The organism is Spiroplasma endosymbiont of Zeiraphera isertana, from assembly GCF_964030805.1.
Classification (GTDB): Bacteria; Bacillota_I; Bacilli_A; order Mycoplasmatales; family VBWQ01; genus Spiroplasma_E.
The window spans coordinates 1940964-1959576 of sequence record NZ_OZ034965.1; the positions used below are offsets into that span (position 1 = coordinate 1940964).

Annotated in this window: 26 protein-coding genes and 2 pseudogenes; 14 read left to right on the forward strand and 14 right to left on the reverse strand. The window is 24.0% G+C overall.

Annotation, left to right across the window (positions count from 1 at the left end):
* Window positions 1-2: 2 nt before the first annotated feature.
* The 3 genes from AAHM78_RS13625 to AAHM78_RS13635 all read right to left on the reverse strand — a co-directional run bounded on the left by AAHM78_RS13625 (window position 3) and on the right by AAHM78_RS13635 (window position 2101).
* The gene (locus AAHM78_RS13625; RefSeq protein WP_342253548.1) at window positions 3-644 is read right to left on the reverse strand and encodes a transposase; all 642 of its coding nucleotides are present in this window, start codon (window positions 642-644) and stop codon (window positions 3-5) included.
* Window positions 645-948: 304 nt separating this feature from the next.
* Window positions 949-1908 (reverse strand): IS1595 family transposase, encoded by a 960-nt coding sequence (locus AAHM78_RS13630; RefSeq protein WP_342253549.1) that lies wholly within the window; start codon window positions 1906-1908, stop codon window positions 949-951.
* A gap of 43 nt (window positions 1909-1951) precedes the next feature.
* Entirely contained in the window at window positions 1952-2101 is a 150-nt protein-coding gene (locus AAHM78_RS13635) for a hypothetical protein (protein WP_342253550.1), read from the reverse strand.
* Window positions 2102-2166: 65 nt separating this feature from the next.
* Here AAHM78_RS13635 and AAHM78_RS13640 point away from each other — a divergent pair, with 65 nt between their 5' ends.
* Window positions 2167-2400, forward strand: a complete 234-nt coding sequence (locus AAHM78_RS13640; RefSeq protein ID WP_342253551.1) for a hypothetical protein — start codon at window positions 2167-2169, stop codon at window positions 2398-2400.
* A 187-nt stretch (window positions 2401-2587) separates the two neighbouring features.
* Here AAHM78_RS13640 and AAHM78_RS13645 read toward each other — a convergent pair whose 3' ends face one another.
* A complete protein-coding gene (locus AAHM78_RS13645) occupies window positions 2588-4081 on the reverse strand; it encodes a YfcC family protein (RefSeq protein WP_342253552.1) in 1494 nt (497 codons plus the stop codon).
* 342 nt (window positions 4082-4423) lie between these two features.
* Here AAHM78_RS13645 and AAHM78_RS13650 point away from each other — a divergent pair, with 342 nt between their 5' ends.
* From AAHM78_RS13650 to AAHM78_RS13675, 6 genes are all read left to right on the forward strand, one after another.
* Window positions 4424-6184, forward strand: a complete 1761-nt coding sequence (locus tag AAHM78_RS13650) for an APC family permease (protein WP_342253553.1) — start codon at window positions 4424-4426, stop codon at window positions 6182-6184.
* Window positions 6185-6440: 256 nt separating this feature from the next.
* Window positions 6441-6653, forward strand: a complete 213-nt coding sequence (locus tag AAHM78_RS13655) for a hypothetical protein (RefSeq protein ID WP_342253554.1) — start codon at window positions 6441-6443, stop codon at window positions 6651-6653.
* A 69-nt stretch (window positions 6654-6722) separates the two neighbouring features.
* Window positions 6723-7001 carry a transposase gene (locus AAHM78_RS13660; RefSeq protein WP_342253555.1) on the forward strand — a complete coding sequence of 93 codons (279 nt, stop codon included), beginning with the start codon at window positions 6723-6725 and terminating at the stop codon, window positions 6999-7001.
* 41 nt (window positions 7002-7042) lie between these two features.
* Window positions 7043-7264 (forward strand): IS3 family transposase, encoded by a 222-nt coding sequence (locus AAHM78_RS13665; RefSeq protein WP_342253556.1) that lies wholly within the window; start codon window positions 7043-7045, stop codon window positions 7262-7264.
* A 105-nt stretch (window positions 7265-7369) separates the two neighbouring features.
* A complete protein-coding gene (locus AAHM78_RS13670; RefSeq protein WP_342255195.1) occupies window positions 7370-7780 on the forward strand; it encodes a DDE-type integrase/transposase/recombinase in 411 nt (136 codons plus the stop codon).
* A 43-nt stretch (window positions 7781-7823) separates the two neighbouring features.
* Window positions 7824-8783, forward strand: a complete 960-nt coding sequence (locus tag AAHM78_RS13675) for an IS1595 family transposase (RefSeq protein ID WP_342253557.1) — start codon at window positions 7824-7826, stop codon at window positions 8781-8783.
* A 119-nt stretch (window positions 8784-8902) separates the two neighbouring features.
* Here the strand turns inward: AAHM78_RS13675 and AAHM78_RS13680 are convergent, their stop codons facing one another.
* The 3 genes from AAHM78_RS13680 to AAHM78_RS13690 are packed head-to-tail and all read right to left on the reverse strand — an operon-like array spanning window position 8903 to window position 10419.
* Window positions 8903-9277 carry a transposase family protein gene (locus tag AAHM78_RS13680; protein ID WP_342254611.1) on the reverse strand — a complete coding sequence of 125 codons (375 nt, stop codon included), beginning with the start codon at window positions 9275-9277 and terminating at the stop codon, window positions 8903-8905.
* A 50-nt stretch (window positions 9278-9327) separates the two neighbouring features.
* Window positions 9328-9720, reverse strand: coding sequence for a transposase family protein (locus AAHM78_RS13685; RefSeq protein WP_342252838.1), 393 nt, complete (start codon window positions 9718-9720; stop codon window positions 9328-9330).
* Between the two features lie 33 nt (window positions 9721-9753).
* Window positions 9754-10419, reverse strand: coding sequence for a hypothetical protein (locus tag AAHM78_RS13690; protein ID WP_342253558.1), 666 nt, complete (start codon window positions 10417-10419; stop codon window positions 9754-9756).
* A 56-nt stretch (window positions 10420-10475) separates the two neighbouring features.
* On the opposite strand from AAHM78_RS13690, the gene AAHM78_RS13695 reads away from it, so the two are divergent.
* The 3 genes and pseudogenes from AAHM78_RS13695 to AAHM78_RS17215 all read left to right on the forward strand — a co-directional run bounded on the left by AAHM78_RS13695 (window position 10476) and on the right by AAHM78_RS17215 (window position 11409).
* Entirely contained in the window at window positions 10476-10868 is a 393-nt protein-coding gene (locus AAHM78_RS13695; RefSeq protein WP_342252835.1) for a transposase family protein, read from the forward strand.
* Window positions 10869-10927: 59 nt separating this feature from the next.
* Window positions 10928-11293: pseudogene (locus AAHM78_RS13700) on the forward strand (transposase family protein).
* A gap of 2 nt (window positions 11294-11295) precedes the next feature.
* Window positions 11296-11409: an IS3 family transposase gene (locus AAHM78_RS17215; protein ID WP_425289744.1), complete on the forward strand. Its 114-nt coding sequence runs from the start codon at window positions 11296-11298 to the stop codon at window positions 11407-11409.
* Here the strand turns inward: AAHM78_RS17215 and AAHM78_RS13705 are convergent.
* From AAHM78_RS13705 to AAHM78_RS13730, 6 genes are all read right to left on the reverse strand, one after another.
* Entirely contained in the window at window positions 11406-11864 is a 459-nt protein-coding gene (locus AAHM78_RS13705) for a hypothetical protein (protein ID WP_342253559.1), read from the reverse strand. The genes AAHM78_RS17215 and AAHM78_RS13705 overlap by 4 nt on opposite strands.
* 361 nt (window positions 11865-12225) lie before the next feature.
* A complete protein-coding gene (locus AAHM78_RS13710; RefSeq protein ID WP_342253560.1) occupies window positions 12226-12846 on the reverse strand; it encodes an IS1595 family transposase in 621 nt (206 codons plus the stop codon).
* Window positions 12810-12941 carry a hypothetical protein gene (locus AAHM78_RS13715; RefSeq protein WP_342253561.1) on the reverse strand — a complete coding sequence of 44 codons (132 nt, stop codon included), beginning with the start codon at window positions 12939-12941 and terminating at the stop codon, window positions 12810-12812. Before AAHM78_RS13715 ends, AAHM78_RS13710 begins: the two co-directional genes overlap by 37 nt.
* A 170-nt stretch (window positions 12942-13111) precedes the next feature.
* Complete coding sequence (gene mnmA, locus AAHM78_RS13720) at window positions 13112-14227, reverse strand: tRNA 2-thiouridine(34) synthase MnmA (protein WP_342253562.1); 1116 nt, start codon at window positions 14225-14227, stop codon at window positions 13112-13114.
* A 113-nt stretch (window positions 14228-14340) separates the two neighbouring features.
* Window positions 14341-14715 (reverse strand): transposase family protein, encoded by a 375-nt coding sequence (locus tag AAHM78_RS13725; RefSeq protein WP_342255196.1) that lies wholly within the window; start codon window positions 14713-14715, stop codon window positions 14341-14343.
* Window positions 14716-14765: 50 nt separating this feature from the next.
* The gene (locus tag AAHM78_RS13730; protein ID WP_342253563.1) at window positions 14766-15158 is read right to left on the reverse strand and encodes a transposase family protein; all 393 of its coding nucleotides are present in this window, start codon (window positions 15156-15158) and stop codon (window positions 14766-14768) included.
* Window positions 15159-15517: 359 nt separating this feature from the next.
* Here AAHM78_RS13730 and AAHM78_RS13735 point away from each other — a divergent pair, with 359 nt between their 5' ends.
* The 4 genes and pseudogenes from AAHM78_RS13735 to AAHM78_RS17220 form a co-directional block, all read left to right on the forward strand.
* Window positions 15518-15886, forward strand: coding sequence for a hypothetical protein (locus AAHM78_RS13735; protein ID WP_342253564.1), 369 nt, complete (start codon window positions 15518-15520; stop codon window positions 15884-15886).
* A gap of 362 nt (window positions 15887-16248) precedes the next feature.
* A complete protein-coding gene (locus AAHM78_RS13740; protein WP_342253565.1) occupies window positions 16249-16641 on the forward strand; it encodes a transposase family protein in 393 nt (130 codons plus the stop codon).
* 59 nt (window positions 16642-16700) lie between these two features.
* Window positions 16701-17057 carry a transposase family protein gene (locus AAHM78_RS13745; RefSeq protein WP_342255179.1) on the forward strand — a complete coding sequence of 119 codons (357 nt, stop codon included), beginning with the start codon at window positions 16701-16703 and terminating at the stop codon, window positions 17055-17057.
* A gap of 19 nt (window positions 17058-17076) precedes the next feature.
* Window positions 17077-17408: pseudogene (locus tag AAHM78_RS17220) on the forward strand (IS30 family transposase); the annotation flags it as partial.
* Between the two features lie 35 nt (window positions 17409-17443).
* Here AAHM78_RS17220 and AAHM78_RS13755 read toward each other — a convergent pair.
* Window positions 17444-18403, reverse strand: coding sequence for an IS1595 family transposase (locus tag AAHM78_RS13755; RefSeq protein WP_342253234.1), 960 nt, complete (start codon window positions 18401-18403; stop codon window positions 17444-17446).
* Between the last annotated feature and the right edge of the window lie 210 nt (window positions 18404-18613).

Sequence of the window (18613 nt, forward strand, 5' to 3'; positions counted from 1 at the left end):
TTTTACAAACTGAAATATAATGCTTCAGATTTTGCATAAGGTGATATTTTATAATGTTGGTATTTAAATTTTCATAAATTGAGGTAATTTTGAATATTGGTAAATCCAATGCCATGATAATGAGTAATAAATTCTTTTAAACTTGATTGTATTTTACTGATATTACTTAAATTTTTATAATTTAATTCTTTATTTTCTTTTGATTTAAATTTCTTGAGAGTACATTTTGTTTGTTTAGCTACTGTATCATATAGTATTTGCATATCACAAACTATAATTGATTTTTCTTCGATAAGCTTAGATGTTAAATTTTCTTGTACTCATTTTTTTGTTAATCTTTTAGTATTTGTTGTTTGAGCATAAATATTTTTATTTTCATCAATTGCCATTTCAATACAACAGTTTAAATCTTTAGCATTTTCTTCAATTCATTTTTTTCTTGGATCATCTGGATTTTTGAAATTTCCTTTATGAATTTCTTTGATAAAAGTTTCATCAATTTCAATTCTACCTTTTAATTTTGTGAATGGTTTTTGTGTTTTTGCTAATTGCGATGATTTCATAAATTTTTGACGATTAAATCATGCTGATGTTTTTGAAATTTTAGCAAATTGAGAAATAGTATAAGCAGATTGACCTAACAATGACAATCAAATTATTCAATCTCATTGTTCATGAGATAAATGACTTCAATGTAAAAAATGATTTCTTAAAGCATCAAAGCTACTTTTACAATCTTTGCATAAATATTTTTGCTTATTATTCTTAAAACCATTTTTTACACATCAATAAGATTTACAATTTGGACATTGAATTCCTTTTTCTTTAAATTTTTTATCAATTGCATCTAATTTTTCTTTTAATTTTCAAAAAAACTCTTGATGAAATAAAAAAAATCATCAACCTGGCCTAAAATTTGATTTTATTTAATTTTGGGATTTATTTTTTTTACAAACTGAAATATAATGCTTCAGATTTTGCATAAGGTGATATTTTATAATGTTGGTATTTAAATTTTCATAAATTGAGGTAATTTTGAATATTGGTAAATCCAATGCCATGATAATGAGTAATAAATTCTTTTAAACTTGATTGTATTTTACTGATATTACTTAAATTTTTATAATTTAATTCTTTATTTTCTTTTGATTTAAATTTCTTGAGAGTACATTTTGTTTGTTTAGCTACTGTATCATATAGTATTTGCATATCACAAACTATAATTGATTTTTCTTCGATAAGCTTAGATGTTAAATTTTCTTGTACTCATTTTTTTGTTAATCTTTTAGTATTTGTTGTTTGAGCATAAATATTTTTATTTTCATCAATTGCCATTTCAATACAACAGTTTAAATCTTCAGCATTTTCTTCAATTCATTTTTTTCTTGGATCATCTGGATTTTTGAAATTTCCTTTATGAATTTCTTTGATAAAAGTTTCATCAATTTCAATTCTACCTTTTAATTTTGTGAATGGTTTTTGTGTTTTTGCTAATTGTGATGATTTCATAAATTTTTGACGATTAAATCATGCTGATGTTTTTGAAATTTTAGCAAATTGAGAAATAGTATAAGCAGATTGACCTAACAATGACAATCAAATTATTCAATCTCATTGTTCATGAGATAAATGACTTCAATGTAAAAAATGATTTCTTAAAGCATCAAAGCTACTTTTACAATCTTTGCATAAATATTTTTGCTTATTATTCTTAAAACCATTTTTTACACATCAATAAGATTTACAATTTGGACATTGAATTCCTTTTTCTTTAAATTTTTTATCAATTGCATCTAATTTTTCTTTTTTCTCAATTTGTTTAATTCTATTTTTAAAATGTCTAATAATTTTTATAAATTCTTCATCTTTTTTGTTTTTTAAAACATCAATTAATTCATTATTAGTCACAAAAAATCACCCCTGATATAAAAATATTACTTTTAATTTTAAATTAAAAGTAATATCAAGATTTTTTGTGAAAATTAAAAAATTTTTCTTTTTTCTCAATTTGTTTAATTCTATTTTTAAAATGTCTAATAATTTTTATAAATTCTTCATCTTTTTTGTTTTTTAAAACATCAATTAATTCATTATTAGTCACAAAAAATCACCCCTGATATAAAAATATTACTTTTAATTTAAAATTAAAAGTAATATCAAGATTTTTTGTGAAAATTAAAAGAAAAAAGTGATGATAATATTAACCAAAAATTATTAATTATTTATAAAGTTTCTGCTTTTGTTGAAGAAATGTTGTTAAATTCTTGTCAATCAACAGAATATGATCCTGCTACTAGGAAAATAATTAGAGACAGTAAAATGAGCGAAAATTTTGTAAATGATTGAAATAATATTAATAAAATATTAGAACAAATTTTTTACCAGAAGATGAAGTTGTAGAAATTGTAGAAATTTCAGAATTAGCAGATGATCAATTAAGTCTACTAAATAATGAACAAACGCAAACAAATCGTGAAAGTGAATGTTTTCCCAAATGCTGTTTAATTTTATAAAAATGAAATAAAAAATAAAAAAACTTTTCTCTAATTAGAGAAAAGTTTTAATTAACATAGTGCTTTAAATTCTACTAAAATATTGATTGAGGTAATAAAGTTCCAATACTTAACATTATTAAAGCAAAGACAGTAATACCAATAGTATATGGTCAAATTGCTCGATAAAAACTTGTTAGGGGAACTTTAGCAATGGCAAGTCCTGCCATCATTACACCTGCACTTGGTGCAAATAAATTAATTCAACCACTAGCCATAACAAAAGTAGTAATCATTCCTGAACCTAATCCTAAAGGAATTACTATTTTTGAAACAATAGGGAAAACGGCTTTTGCAAATCCTGATGTTGAAGGAATAACAAAGGCAATCAAAAGAAAAGCAAAAAAACCAATAATAACAATAGCAAATCTTGGTAATTTATCAATACTTTGCAATTGTCCAACAACAACATGTTGCATTCCTGAATTTTGTAATGATCAGCCAATTCCACCAGCAACAGCAATTATTAAAGCAACACCTAATAATTCTGAAGAACCACTAATAAAATTACGAACATATTGTTCTTCGCCTTTTCAATCAATTGCTGCAATGATAATTGAAACAAAGAAAAATAAGAAAGCTAACATTTCAATGTGTCAGTCACCAAATGCATTAATTTGACTTGTGAAATATGGAAAATATTTAATTAATGTATTGTGAAAATCATCAAAAATAGTTGTTCCTGTAATTTTACCTAATGGAATAATACAAAGCACCATAATTAAAAATGTTAATCCAAATAGCGCTAAAATAATTTTACGACGTTTAGTAAATTCAGGTATTTCTTCTTTACTAATAAATTCTTCATGATGCTCACTATGTAAGTGAAAAACAACTGATTTTTCAGGATTACGTTTAACACGGATTGCATATCACATAACAAAAGCAATAGTACCGATAGTTGCTAAAAATCAACAAATTAAACGTCAGATGATTCCATCACCAGGATTTAAACTACTAGCTTGTGAAGCTGTAGCAATAGCAAAGGGATTAAGTGTTGAAAACATAACACCAACACCAGCACCCAATAAAATCATTAATACAGCTGTAACAACATCAAAACCAGCAGCTAACATTGCTGGAATAATAATTAAATAGTAAGGAATAGTTTCTTCGCACATTCCTTCAACTGTTCCACCAATCGATAGGATAGTCATAATTGAAGGAATAATTCAAATTTCTTTTCCGTTTAGACGTTTAACTAAACGACCAATTCCTGCATCTAGTGCACCTGATTTCATAACTATGCCAATATATCCACCAATTACTAAAACAAAAACAATAATATCACTGCTACCAATGAAACCTTTAATTGGAGCCAAAAATAAGTCCATGATACCTAATGGTCCACCGTCTTGTCAAGGGTTATCAGTGCTTACAGGCTTTGATTCATCTTCTAATCATTTACCTGTTGTTCCTGGAATCCAAGAAATAATGATAATTAGAGCAATAATAAAGAATAAGACTGTAATTGCTGTTGGCATTTTAAATGGAAATAAACGAATTTTTTTCTTTTTGGTAATTCCCATATATGATTAATACCTCCTTCTTTATTTTTTTAAAAGTATTATTATATAATACACTATTTATCATGTAGAATAAAAGATGTTTAAGCTTATTTTTTAAAATAACTTATTAAAAAAGTAGTATTTTTATTTAAGTAGCATTATTATAATAATAGTTTTTAAAAAAATGTTATTTTTTTATTAGTATTATTTGAAAATTTAATTAAATATTAGTAGTATTTTAAAATAAAATTAGTTATTATAAATTACATATATTTTTTTATTTTTTTGATTTTATTGACTATTTTATTAATTAATGAAATCACTTTAAAGGTATATAATTATTATAATTGAAAGGAGAATATTATGTTAAAACTTTTTAAGAAAAAAGAAAGGACAAATCATAAATTAACTTTATCAGAATTAGTCTGGTTTGGTTTTAATTATACTGTTGGAATTACTTTTACTGCTAACTTTGCAATTTTAATTAATAAAGATAGTTTAAATTTAGGTTCTCATATGATTTGAATTTTTTTAGTAGAAGGTTTAATTGCAGGAACTTGTGCTTGAGCTTTCTCAAGACTTTCAAGAGTACATCCAGGTAATAATGGTGCTGCTTATATTTATGTTAGAAGTAGTTATGGTCGCTTTTGAGGTTGATTAATTTCTTTTTTACAGTATGCTACTTTACCTGTTATAGTTAGTTCACAAATTGTATCAATGATTAGAATTAACTTTACTGATCCATCTTCTTTTTTATATGCTAATTGAGGAGTATGACAACATTTAGGATTAGATTTGATTGGAATTCTAATTTATGGTTTAGCTTCTTGTTTATTATTTTTAGGAATGGCTGCATTTAAAAAATGTGTGAATATTTCTAGTTATTTAAAATGAGGAACAACTTTTTTATTAATAATAGCAACTATTATATTATTTGTGATGGCAGGAACTTCAAATTGAGATATGACTACTTCTCATCAACAATTAACTGCCAATAACTTTTCACAAGCTTTTGCCATGTGTTTTTTTTTCTTTTTAGGATTTGAAACCTATTCAACAATTGGTAAAAATGTTAGAAATCCTGAAAAAAATATTAGTCGTTCATTAGTTATTGTTATGATTTTATCTACTATTTTTTATATGGCAGTAACAATCCTTATGATTGGTGATGTTGCTGGTAATTTTTCAGATAATCCCAACTTAAGTATTTTTAAAATTTTAGGTGATAAAGCTCATGCACAATGATTAGGAATAATTGGTATCCTTGTAATGTTAATTTGTACTATTTCATTAAAGTCTAATTCTGGAATGCAAAATGCTTTATATAGTGGTGCTATTTTAGAACCATTATCTGTCGAGGGGTATATTTCACCTAAATATAAAGAATTATCAAAAGATAACATTCCATTTAAAGCTTCTAGATTAAATTTAATTATTACTTTTTCTTCAGTTTTTGTATGATTAATTTTACCTGATATTATTGGAGTAATAGTTGATACGTTACATCCTGTTTATAAGGATGGACAATTAGTTTTAAGTTCGATTGTTAATTATGGAACATTAACTTCTGAAGCCGGTATTATTATGGTTATTATTTATGTTTTTGTACTTTCCATTGCAATTAAACTGTCTATAGAAAAGAAATTGAAAAAAAATATTTTTGAAATTATTATTTGACTTGCAGCAACACTTTTCTTAGTTTGACAATTTGAAGAATGATTAAGATCTTTAATCAATGGTTTAATTTCGGGTGCAAGTCTTATTGGTAAAGGTGGAACTGATACTACAAAAGGAATATCTGATATAACTTCTAATGTTTTACAATTAGTTTATTTAATTGCTAGCATTGCGTTTGCTCTAATTTGATACTTTGCTTATTATAAACCAATGCAAAGAAAAAGAATGCTTACAAATCCTAAATTACAAGAAGAATTGGATAGCGAATTTAGAGTGAAAGATGATTGACCTTTTGTTGCAAAAAATCTACAAAATGAAATTGAAAATTATTTAGTACGTAATGTTTTAATTAATGGTGATGATAAAAACCCTAATTATACGATTGCTAAAAATGTACGTAAAGAATTATTGATGTCAGAAGGCGAATGGCGTGAAGACGAAGAATAAAAAAAGTTTAAAAATGTATTGGTTATAATAACCAATACATTTTTAGTATTTATTATTTTTGACAAATTTTTATAGTAATATTAAAGGTGTTAATAATGAATATTTTTTTATATTGTTATAAAGTATATTGATGGTAGAAAGTAAAATATGATGTATAATGTTAATTTGATTCATTTCAATATTGTGTTTAGAAACAATTCTAAATTGTGGTTATTGTATTTGTAGTTCAAAAGTCATATTATTGGGGGTACTATATATGAATATGAAAAATATATTAAGATTAATGGGTGCATTAACATTAACAACAGCAGCTACTACTTCAGTTGTTGCTTGTGGTGATAAAGCTGGTGTAGCCATGAACGTAGAAGTATCAAAACAATTAGGGTTAACAGATGATAAAGGAGAAGGGGTACAAACAGCTTCACTTGATACAACTGTCAAGGATAATGTTACTTGAACTATTGGATAGGTTACACTTTATTGAACACTAATTACGTAGACAAGTGAACCAATTAGTTAAAAGAAAGGAACTATAATTATGGCCAATATTAACTCATATACCGACGAATTTAAGAAACAAATAGTAGATTTATATCAAAGTGGTAAGTCAGTGTCTTGTCTTGCTAAAGAGTACAATGTTACAAGAGCAGCTACTTATAATTGAATTAAGCAATTTACTAATTCAGGTAGTTTTAAATCTAAAGATAATCATTCTGTTGAAGAAAATGAATTAATTAAATTAAGAAAAGAATTAAAACAGTTACGAATGGAAAATGATATTTTAAAGCAAGCAGCACTAATAATAGGCAGAAAATAGAGATTATTATCAATAATAAATGTAAATATAAAATTCGTACAATGTGTCGTTTTTTAAAGCTCTCTAAATCAACATATTATTTTAATTTCAAGAAAAAAGAAAAAAATCAAAATAATATGTATGATGAAGCTGTTATTAGTGCTTTTAAAGAAAATAAAGAAATTTATGGCACAAGAAGATTAAAAGTCATATTAGAAAACCAAGAAATTGATTTATCAAGACGAAAAATTAAAGAAATTATTAATAAACATAATTTAATATAAAAATACACTAAATTAAGACACAAAAATCATCATAATAAAGTCAATGATAGTCAAATAACTAATCTTGTTAATAGAAACTTTAAGAATAGGATTAAAAATGAAGTTATTGTTAGTGATTTAACTTATGTTCAAGTAAATGGTAAGTGAAACTATATTTGTTTATTAATAGACCTATTTAACCGCGAAATTATTGGACATAGTGTAGGCACTAAAAAAGATGCATCATTAGTATATGAAGCATTTATGCAATCAAATCGCTGTTTAAAAGATATTCAAATATTTCATAGCGATCGAGGTAATGAATTTAATAATAAAATTATTGATAAACTTTTACTAGCATTCAACATAAATCGCTCTTTAAGCAAAAAAGGTTGTCCTTATGACAATGCTGTTGCTGAAGCAAATTTTAAAACTTTCAAAACTGAATTTATTAATGATAAAAATTTTAGATCATTAATCCAATTAAAATTAGAATTATTTTTTAATTTTCACAAAAAATCTTGATATTACTTTTAATTTAAAATTAAAAGTAATATTTTTATATCAGGGGTGATTTTTTGTGACTAATAATGAATTAATTGATGTTTTAAAAAACAAAAAAGATGAAGAATTTATAAAAATTATTAGACATTTTAAAAATAGAATTAAACAAATTGAGAAAAAAGAAAAATTAGATGCAATTGATAAAAAATTTAAAGAAAAAGGAATTCAATGTCCAAATTGTAAATCTTATTGATGTGTAAAAAATGGTTTTAAGAATAATAAGCAAAAATATTTATGCAAAGATTGTAAAAGTAGCTTTGATGCTTTAAGAAATCATTTTTTACATTGAAGTCATTTATCTCATGAACAATGAGATTGAATAATTTGATTGTCATTGTTAGGTCAATCTGCTTATACTATTTCTCAATTTGCTAAAATTTCAAAAAAATCAGCATGATTTAATCGTCAAAAATTTATGAAATCATCACAATTAGCAAAAACACAAAAACCATTCACAAAATTAAAAGGTAGAATTGAAATTGATGAAACTTTTATCAAAGAAATTCATAAAGGAAATTTCAAAAATCCAGATGATCCAAGAAAAAAATGAATTGAAGAAAATGCTAAAGATTTAAACTGTTGTATTGAAATGGCAATTGATGAAAATAAAAATATTTATGCTCAAACAACAAATACTAAAAGATTAACAAAAAAATGAGTACAAGAAAATTTAACATCTAAGCTTATCGAAGAAAAATCAATTATAGTTTGTGATATGCAAATACTATATGATACAGTAGCTAAACAAACAAAATGTACTCTCAAGAAATTTAAATCAAAAGAAAATAAAGAATTAAATTATAAAAATTTAAGTAATATCAGTAAAATACAATCAAGTTTAAAAGAATTTATTACTCATTATCATGGCATTGGATTTACCAATATTCAAAATTACCTCAATTTATGAAAATTTAAATACCAACATTATAAAATATCACCTTATGCAAAATCTGAAGCATTATATTTCAGTTTGTAAAAAAAATAAATCCCAAAATTAAATAAAATCAAATTTTAGGCCAGGTTGATGATTTTTTTTATTTCATCAAGAGTTTTTTTGAAAATTAAAAGAATTATTTGATTAGACTTGGTGCAAAACTAAGGTAATTCAAAATTATATATTCCTGCTATTAAATTAAATCTTAATGCAAATCTTCGTATTTTATTGCGATATTTTAAACTTAAAATTTTAAAACGTTTTAGTTTAGCAAATACGTGTTCAATTTTAATTCTAATTTTACTTAAAGTTTTATTGTATTCTTTTTGAATTGGTGTTAATTGATTGTATTTACTTTTTTTAAATGGCAAAAATGTATTTTTATGAATATTTTGTATACCTTGATAACCTGAATCAACAAAAACTTGTTTTTCTGGATGAATAAAAGTTTTAGATTTTAGAAGCAATTTAAAATCATGAATGCTTCCAAAACAAAAAGCAGTTGAAATAATTTTTCCATTGGAAATATCAATAATTATTTGGGATTTGAGAGAATGATGTTTCTTTTTACCTGAAAAAAGTAATTTTAGTTTTTTTTAATTCTTTCAATTGGAGTTTCAGTAGCATCAATAGCTAACAAATTATTATTAGTACCTTTATTTTTTGTTAAATCTTTTTTTCCAGGTAAATTAAAAATTCCGCTTTTTATTAAAATATTTTCAATTCAAAAAATATTACGAATGCAACTAGTATGACTAATATTATATCTTTTTGCAATAACTCTATAACTACTATAGTCTTTTCAATATTCTAAAGTCATTAATAAACGCTCTTCAATTACAATTTTATTTTTTCTACCACCACAATATTTTTGTTTAGACTCAGCAATTTTTAAAATTTCAAGCATTTTATAAAATGTTTGTGGCTTTATGCCGACTAAACTATAAAATTCTTGATCATCTTTATATTTTTTCAACATAATAACTATCACCTTTAATATTAATAATAATCGTTAAATTGTTAAAATTAAAGGTTTTGCACCAAGTCTATTGAGGTAATTTTGAATATTGGTAAATCCAATGCCATGATAATGAGTAATAAATTCTTTTAAACTTGATTGTATTTTACTGATATTACTTAAATTTTTATAATTTAATTCTTTATTTTCTTTTGATTTAAATTTCTTGAGAGTACATTTTGTTTGTTTAGCTACTGTATCATATAGTATTTGCATATCACAAACTATAATTGATTTTTCTTCGATAAGCTTAGATGTTAAATTTTCTTGTACTCATTTTTTTGTTAATCTTTTAGTATTTGTTGTTTGAGCATAAATATTTTTATTTTCATCAATTGCCATTTCAATACAACAGTTTAAATCTTTAGCATTTTCTTCAATTCATTTTTTTCTTGGATCATCTGGATTTTTGAAATTTCCTTTATGAATTTCTTTGATAAAAGTTTCATCAATTTCAATTCTACATTTTAATTTTGTGAATGGTTTTTGTGTTTTTGCTAATTGTGATGATTTCATAAATTTTTGACGATTAAATCATGCTGATGTTTTTGAAATTTTAGCAAATTGAGAAATAGTATAAGCGGATTGACCTAACAATGACAATCAAATTATTCAATCTCATTGTTCATGAGATAAATGACTTCAATAGACTTGGTGCAAAACCTTTAATTTTAACAATTTAACGATTATTATTAATATTAAAGGTGATAGTTATTATGTTGAAAAAATATAAAGATGATCAAGAATTTTATAGTTTAGTCGGCATAAAGCCACAAACATTTTATAAAATGCTTGAAATTTTAAAAATTGCTGAGTCTAAACAAAAATATTATGGTGGTAGAAAAAATAAAATTGTAATTGAAGAGCGTTTATTAATGACTTTAGAATATTGAAAAGACTATAGTAGTTATAGAGTTATTGCAAAAAGATATAATATTAGTCATACTAGTTGCATTCGTAATATTTTTTGAATTGAAAATATTTTAATAAAAAGCGGAATTTTTAATTTACCTGGAAAAAAAGATTTAACAAAAAATAAAGGTACTAATAATAATTTGTTAGCTATTGATGCTACTGAAACTCCAATTGAAAGAATTAAAAAAAACTAAAATTACTTTTTTCAGGTAAAAAGAAACATCATTCTCTCAAATCCCAAATAATTATTGATATTTCCAATGGAAAAATTATTTCAACTGCTTTTTGTTTTGGAAGCATTCATGATTTTAAATTGCTTCTAAAATCTAAAACTTTTATTCATACAGAAAAACAAGTTTTTGTTGATTCGGGTTATCAAGGTATACAAAATATTCATAAAAATACATTTTTGCCATTTAAAAAAAGTAAATACAATCAATTAACACCAATTCAAAAATAATACAATAAAACTTTAAGTAAAATTAGAATTCAAATTGAACACGTATTTGCTAAACTAAAACGTTTTAAAATTTTAAGTTTAAAATATCGCAATAAAATACGAAGATTTGCATTAAGATTTAATTTAATAGCAGGAATATATAATTTTGAATTACCTTAGTTTTGCACCAAGTCTATTATATCAATTGATATAACAACATACGAATTCATAGCACTTTAAACTACTTAACTCCAGTTAATTATCAAAAACAAATGTCTACCAAAAAATATTCCTAAAAAGTGTTGCCATTCCATATTCTAAAATTATCTGCTTGACTTAAATAGATACCTCCTATTTTTTTAAATTCATTTTTATTGACTAGACATTTATAAACACCATCTTTCTTTGATCATACATATACATTGTTTGATGAATCTATTTTAATATTTGTAAAAGAATAATTATTAGTATTAGTTGTTACTTTCATTTTTTTAAATTCATTTTTATTGACTAGACATTTATAAATGCCATTAGTTTTTAAAGCATAAATATTATCTTTTGCGTCAAATTTTAAACTTATTATTAATCCATTTATGCCTTTCGTTTTTATGAATGTATTTTTATCATTAGTATATTTATAAATACCATCATTAGTTATTGAATATATTTCACCTTTATTATTTTTATATAAATCAGAAAAAATAAAATCATTATTGCTTTGATGAACATTATTTTTTTTTAAAACAATCATTTTGTAATGTGATTGTGCTTAAGTTAAAATTATTAATACAATTTTCAATAGTTATTGTAAATGCTAAGGTAGTTAATATTGTTAATATTTTTTTCATTAAAAATCTCCTTTTTGTTTTTTTCTATAACTTTTATAATAATAGGTTATTTTATATTTTAAAAACGTAAAAAAGAAAATGCAATAAAAGTATCTAAAAACTAAAAAAATAGTTTAATAGTAATTTTTGAATCTTGAAAATTATAAAAAAATATGCAATTAAAAATTTTATTATTTATGGCTTTTATCCCTTTATGTACTATTTTTAAATTTTATCACATAAATGGAGATAAAAGCCTAACTAGGAAATTATCCCTGCATGTATTTAAATTAAACACAAAATTACAGTTTCAAAACTAGGTATGTTATTGAATTTATATGTTGATTCTTTTGCATATAAATGAATATTGTGCTTTGAAACTCTTATGTGTGTTCGGAAAGTTCGTCGGATGTGCTTTCGTGCTGATTCAATCTGGTTTGTGTTTACACCTGTTGGTGACACATACCCAACTTCATGATTTACGATTTCATGTTTGGGATAGAAGTTTTTGAAACTTACATATCCCTTCCAAGAATCCGTAAATAGACAGCACTCAGTAAAAATGTGTTTCAATGCAAATCTTAAAAGGTTTTTTTCATCTGCATTTTTCAGCACCTTCACAATTAGTTTGTTGCTGGTTTTCTCATAAACTCCAACAATCAAAGTTTTATTCAACAAGGATCTTCCTTGTTTTTTAAAACCTAAATGTGAAAGATACATTTCATCCATCTGTGCTGTGCCACCAACAATGAAACCTGCATCTTGATTTCCAATTCTAGTCCTGATTTCATGACACATTCTTCAAGCTGTTTTATAGGTCACACCCAATTCCCTTGCAACATCGGTTGCTGGTATGCCATGCTTTGTGTTTATTCATCTAAAGATGAGATAAAACCAAGATGTCATTTGGGTCTGTGACTTATAAAAATGGTTCCATAAAGAATACTAAATGTTTGGTTACAGTTCAAACATCGTATTCTTCGCAAATCAGAATTATTCAAACCAGAAGAAGCACACCTGATGCATTTCATTATTTTCAACTTCGCTATATATTTCAAACAATCGTTTTCAGTTTGAAATATGCTATTGAATTCATTTCAATTCATTTTTTCCTCCACACTAGTACATGTGGGGATAATTTCCTTATTTATATTGGTTTTTTAATAATTGATTAGCGAAATATTTGGTCAATAACTCCACCACCAAGACAAATATCACCATCATAAAAAACAGCGGTTTGACCGGGCGTAATAGCGCGTATCTTTTCTGAAAATTCAACCTTAATTTCATCATTATTAATAAAATTAATAATAACAGCAATATCAGATTGACGATAGCGAAATTTTGCATTACATTTTAAAGAGTTTTTTAATGTACTATTATTAATTCAATTCAATGATTTAACAGTACAACTGCTATTCATTAGTCATTTATTTTCATTATCATCAGCAACATAAAGGATATTATTAGTAACATTTTTTTCAACAACAAAATATGGAACTTTCATTCCTGAAAGATTAATACCTTTTCTTTGACCAAGTGTATAGTAGTAAACACCATTGTGATTACCAATAGTAGTTTTGGTATTAATATCAACAATTTTGCCAGGATTAGCTGGTAAATAATTTGTTAAAAATGTTTGAAAATTACGATTACCAATAAAACATATGCCAGTAGAATCTTTTTTTGTTGCTGTTGGTAAATTATATTTTTTTGCTAATTCCCTAACTTCAGTTTTAGTTTTATTACCTAAAGGAAATAAACTATATTTTAATTGTTTTTGTGTTAATTGACATAAAAAATAACTTTGATCTTTATTATCATCAATTCCTTTTAATAACTGATATTGTTTAGTAATTGGATTGTAGTTAATTCGTGCATAGTGCCCCATTGCAATATAATCTGCTTTTAAATTTTTTTGTGCATATTTTAAAAAAGCATCGAATTTAATATATTTGTTACATAGAATATCGGGATTAGGAGTACGACTTTTTTTAAATTCTTCAAGAAAATAAGTAAAAACATTATCTCAATATTCCTTAACAAAATCAATTCTTTCTAATTTAATATTTAATTTTTGGCAAACAGCTAAAGCATCAAGATAATCTTGTTCTTGTGGACAAATATCTTGATTATTGTTACCTTGTAAATCATTATTTAAAAGTGAATCTCAATTACGCATAAAAAGACCAATAACTTCATGGCCTTCTGCTTGTAAAAGTGCTGCTGTTACTGATGAATCAACACCACCACTCATACCAACAACAATGCGTTTTTTTTGTGTCATTTTTTACTCCTTAATACTTTTCATAAATGCTTAATAATTGTAACAAATATATAATAAATACCCAAATAAATATTTTTAAATTATTGAATTTATATATTAGACTTGGTGCAAAACTAAGGTAATTCAAAATTATATATTCCTGCTATTAAATTAAATCTTAATGCAAATCTTCGTATTTTATTGCGATATTTTAAACTTAAAATTTTAAAACGTTTTAGTTTAGCAAATACGTGTTCAATTTTAATTCTAATTTTACTTAAAGTTTTATTGTATTCTTTTTGAATTGGTGTTAATTTATTGTATTTACTTTTTTTAAATGGCAAAAATGTATTTTTATGAATATTTTGTATACCTTGATAACCCGAATCAACAAAAACTTGTTTTTCTGGATGAATAAAAGTTTTGGATTTTAGAAGCAATTTAAAATCATGAATGCTTCCAAAACAAAAAGCAGTTGAAATAATTTTTCCATTGGAAATATCAATAATTATTTGGGATTTGAGAGAATGATGTTTCTTTTTACCTGAAAAAAGTAATTTTAGTTTTTTTTAATTCTTTCAATTGGAGTTTCAGTGGCATCAATAGCTAACAAATTATTATTAGTACCTTTATTTTTTGTTAAATCTTTTTTTTCGGGTAAATTAAAAATTCCGCTTTTTATTAAAATATTTTCAATTAAAAAAATATTACGAATGCAACTAGTATGACTAATATTATATCTTTTTGCAATAACTCTATAACTACTATAGTCTTTTCAATATTTTAAAGTCATTAATAAACGCTCTTCAATTACAATTTTATTTTTTCTACCACCACAATATTTTTGTTTAGAATCAGCAATTTTTAAAATTTCAAGCATTTTATAAAATGTTTTTGGCTTTATGCCGACTAAACTATAAAATTCTTGATCATCTTTATATTTTTTCAACATAATAACTATCACCTTTAATATTAATAATAATCGTTAAATTGTTAAAATTAAAGGTTTTGCACCAAGTTTATTGATTATTAAGTGATAATCCTTTATACTAATGTTAAAACACATAAAAGCAATTTAACAAAATATGGTTTATAACCACTTTTGTAAAGTTTGTTACTAATGTGTTTTTTATGTTTTAATAAAGAAATAGAGAGAAGAGAAAAAATGCCACAAGAAGAAGAGTTATTAATAAATAATGATATAGATAGTAATATAGAAGCAAATACTATTAATAATAGTTGAAGTAGTTTAATATGATCAGATACTAAAAAATAATTGGAACAGCTGGTTTATTAACAGCAGCAGTTGGTTTGAAAACTGTACAACGAGTATTTCAGGTAGCAGTTACTAGTATTGGATCATTTGATTGAAATAAAGTAAATCCTTTAAATAATTTAGTTGATTTTGGAGTAACTCCAGTACAATTGGTAATTAGTACACAAGCAATGAATTTATGAAAATGGGGCGCAGAAAAAATTTGACAAGAGGGAAGAACAATATTTAATAGAACTGCTGATCAAGAAATGAGTCCACTTTTATCTTTATATCCCGAAATTGGTGTTGAAGAAGGTTATTCATGTCTTTCAAAAACAGCTATCTTTGGAAAAATGCTAATAGCAAAAGCTGGATATTGAATTTCTAATCATTTTATGATTACGGCTTCTAGTATGTATTGATAGGTTACACTTTATTGGACACTAATTACGTAGACAAGTGAACAAATTAGGGGTGAGTAAAGTTAATAGTTATAATTTAATTTTCTTTAAATAAAAGACAACTTTAAATTATTAATTGTTGGTTACATTATATACCTTTTTATATTTATAATCAAGTGTTTTAAGTTATTATTTTACAATTATCTAAACTAAAAATTCCTAACTATTTAGGTTTAGATTTATTAAGTTTTTAAAACTTTAATTGTAAAATTAAAAAGGACACTTATATAAAAATTAAATTGTGTTAGTTCTATATTAGACTTGGTGCAAAACCTTTAATTTTAACAATTTAACGATTATTATTAATATTAAAGGTGATAGTTATTATGTTGAAAAAATATAAAGATGTTCAAGAATTTTATAGTTTAGTCGGCATAAAGCCACAAACATTTTATAAAATGCTTGAAATTTTAAAAATTGCTGAGTCTAAACAAAAATATTATGGTGGTAGAAAAAATAAAATTGTAATTGAAGAGCGTTTATTAATGACTTTAGAATATTGAAAAGACTATAGTAGTTATAGAGTTATTGCAAAAAGATATAATATTAGTCATACTAGTTGCATTCGTAATATTTTTTTAATTGAAAATATTTTAACAAAAAGCGGAATTTTTAATTTACCCGGAAAAAAAGATTTAACAAAAAATAAAGGTACTAATAATAATTTGTTAGCTATTGATGCTACTGAAACTCCAATTGAAAGAATTAAAAAAAACTAAAATTACTTTTTTCAGGTAAAAAGAAACATCATTCTCTCAAATCCCAAATAATTATTGATATTTCCAATGGAAAAATTATTTCAACTGCTTTTTGTTTTGGAAGCATTCATGATTTTAAATTGCTTCTAAAATCTAAAACTTTTATTCATCCAGAAAAACAAGTTTTTGTTGATTCAGGTTATCAAGGTATACAAAATATTCATAAAAATACATTTTTGCCATTTAAAAAAAGTAAATACAATCAATTAACACCAATTCAAAAAGAATACAATAAAACTTTAAGTAAAATTAGAATTAAAATTAAACACGTATTTGCTAAACTAAAACGTTTTAAAATTTTAAGTTTAAAATATCGCAATAAAATACGAAGATTTGCATTAAGATTTAATTTAATAGCAGGAATATATAATTTTTAATTACCTTAGTTTTGCACCAAGTCTAATAAAATTTATTTCAAAGTTACAAAAAGGAACAGTTAAAACCATTACTTTTGATCGTGGTAAAGAATTTAGTAAATGAAGATTAATCGAAAAAATTTGTAATGTCAAAATTTATTTTGCAGATCCTGGTAAACCTTGCCAAAGGGGTTTAAATGAAAAAAATAATGGTATTTTAAGAAGATATTTACCAAAATCTACAGATCTATCTTCATATAAACAAAAAGATTTAAATTTTATAGCATTTCAAATTAATTCTACACCCAGAAAATCGTTTTAATTTTCAAAAAAACTCTTGATGAAATAAAAAAAATCATCAACCTGGCCTAAAATTTTATTTTATTTAATTTTGGGATTTATTTTTTTTACAAACTGAAATATAATGCTTCAGATTTTGCATAAGGTGATATTTTATAATGTTGGTATTTAAATTTTCATAAATTGAGGTAATTTTGAATATTGGTAAATCCAATGCCATGATAATGAGTAATAAATTCTTTTAAACTTGATTGTATTTTACTGATATTACTTAAATTTTTATAATTTAATTCTTTATTTTCTTTTGATTTAAATTTCTTGAGAGTACATTTTGTTTGTTTAGCTACTGTATCATATAGTATTTGCATATCACAAACTATAATTGATTTTTCTTCGATAAGCTTAGATGTTAAATTTTCTTGTACTCATTTTTTTGTTAATCTTTTAGTATTTGTTGTTTGAGCATAAATATTTTTATTTTCATCAATTGCCATTTCAATACAACAGTTTAAATCTTTAGCATTTTCTTCAATTCATTTTTTTCTTGGATCATCTGTATTTTTGAAATTTCCTTTATGAATTTCTTTGATAAAAGTTTCATCAATTTCAATTCTACCTTTTAATTTTGTGAATGGTTTTTGTTTTTTTGCTAATTGTGATGATTTCATAAATTTTTGACGATTAAATCATGCTGATGTTTTTGAAATTTTAGCAAATTGAGAAATAGTATAAGCAGATTGACCTAACAATGACAATCAAATTATTCAATCTCATTGTTCATGAGATAAATGACTTCAATGTAAAAAATGATTTCTTAAAGCATCAAAGCTACTTTTACAATCTTTGCATAAATATTTTTGCTTATTATTCTTAAAACCATTTTTTACACATCAATAAGATTTACAATTTGGACATTGAATTCCTTTTTCTTTAAATTTTTTATCAATTGCATCTAATTTTTCTTTTTTCTCAATTTGTTTAATTCTATTTTTAAAATGTCTAATAATTTTTATAAATTCTTCATCTTTTTTGTTTTTTAAAACATCAATTAATTCATTATTAGTCACAAAAAATCACCCCTGATATAAAAATATTACTTTTAATTTTAAATTAAAAGTAATATCAAGAGTTTTTTTGAAAATTAAAAGAAAATCGCTCTCTTATAAAAGACCAATAGATTTAATACAATTATTTTAAAAAACTGTCCCATTTATATTTACAACTCAGGTTTTAAATCCGAATTATTTATTAAAAATGGCTTTTCTCCCTTTATGTAC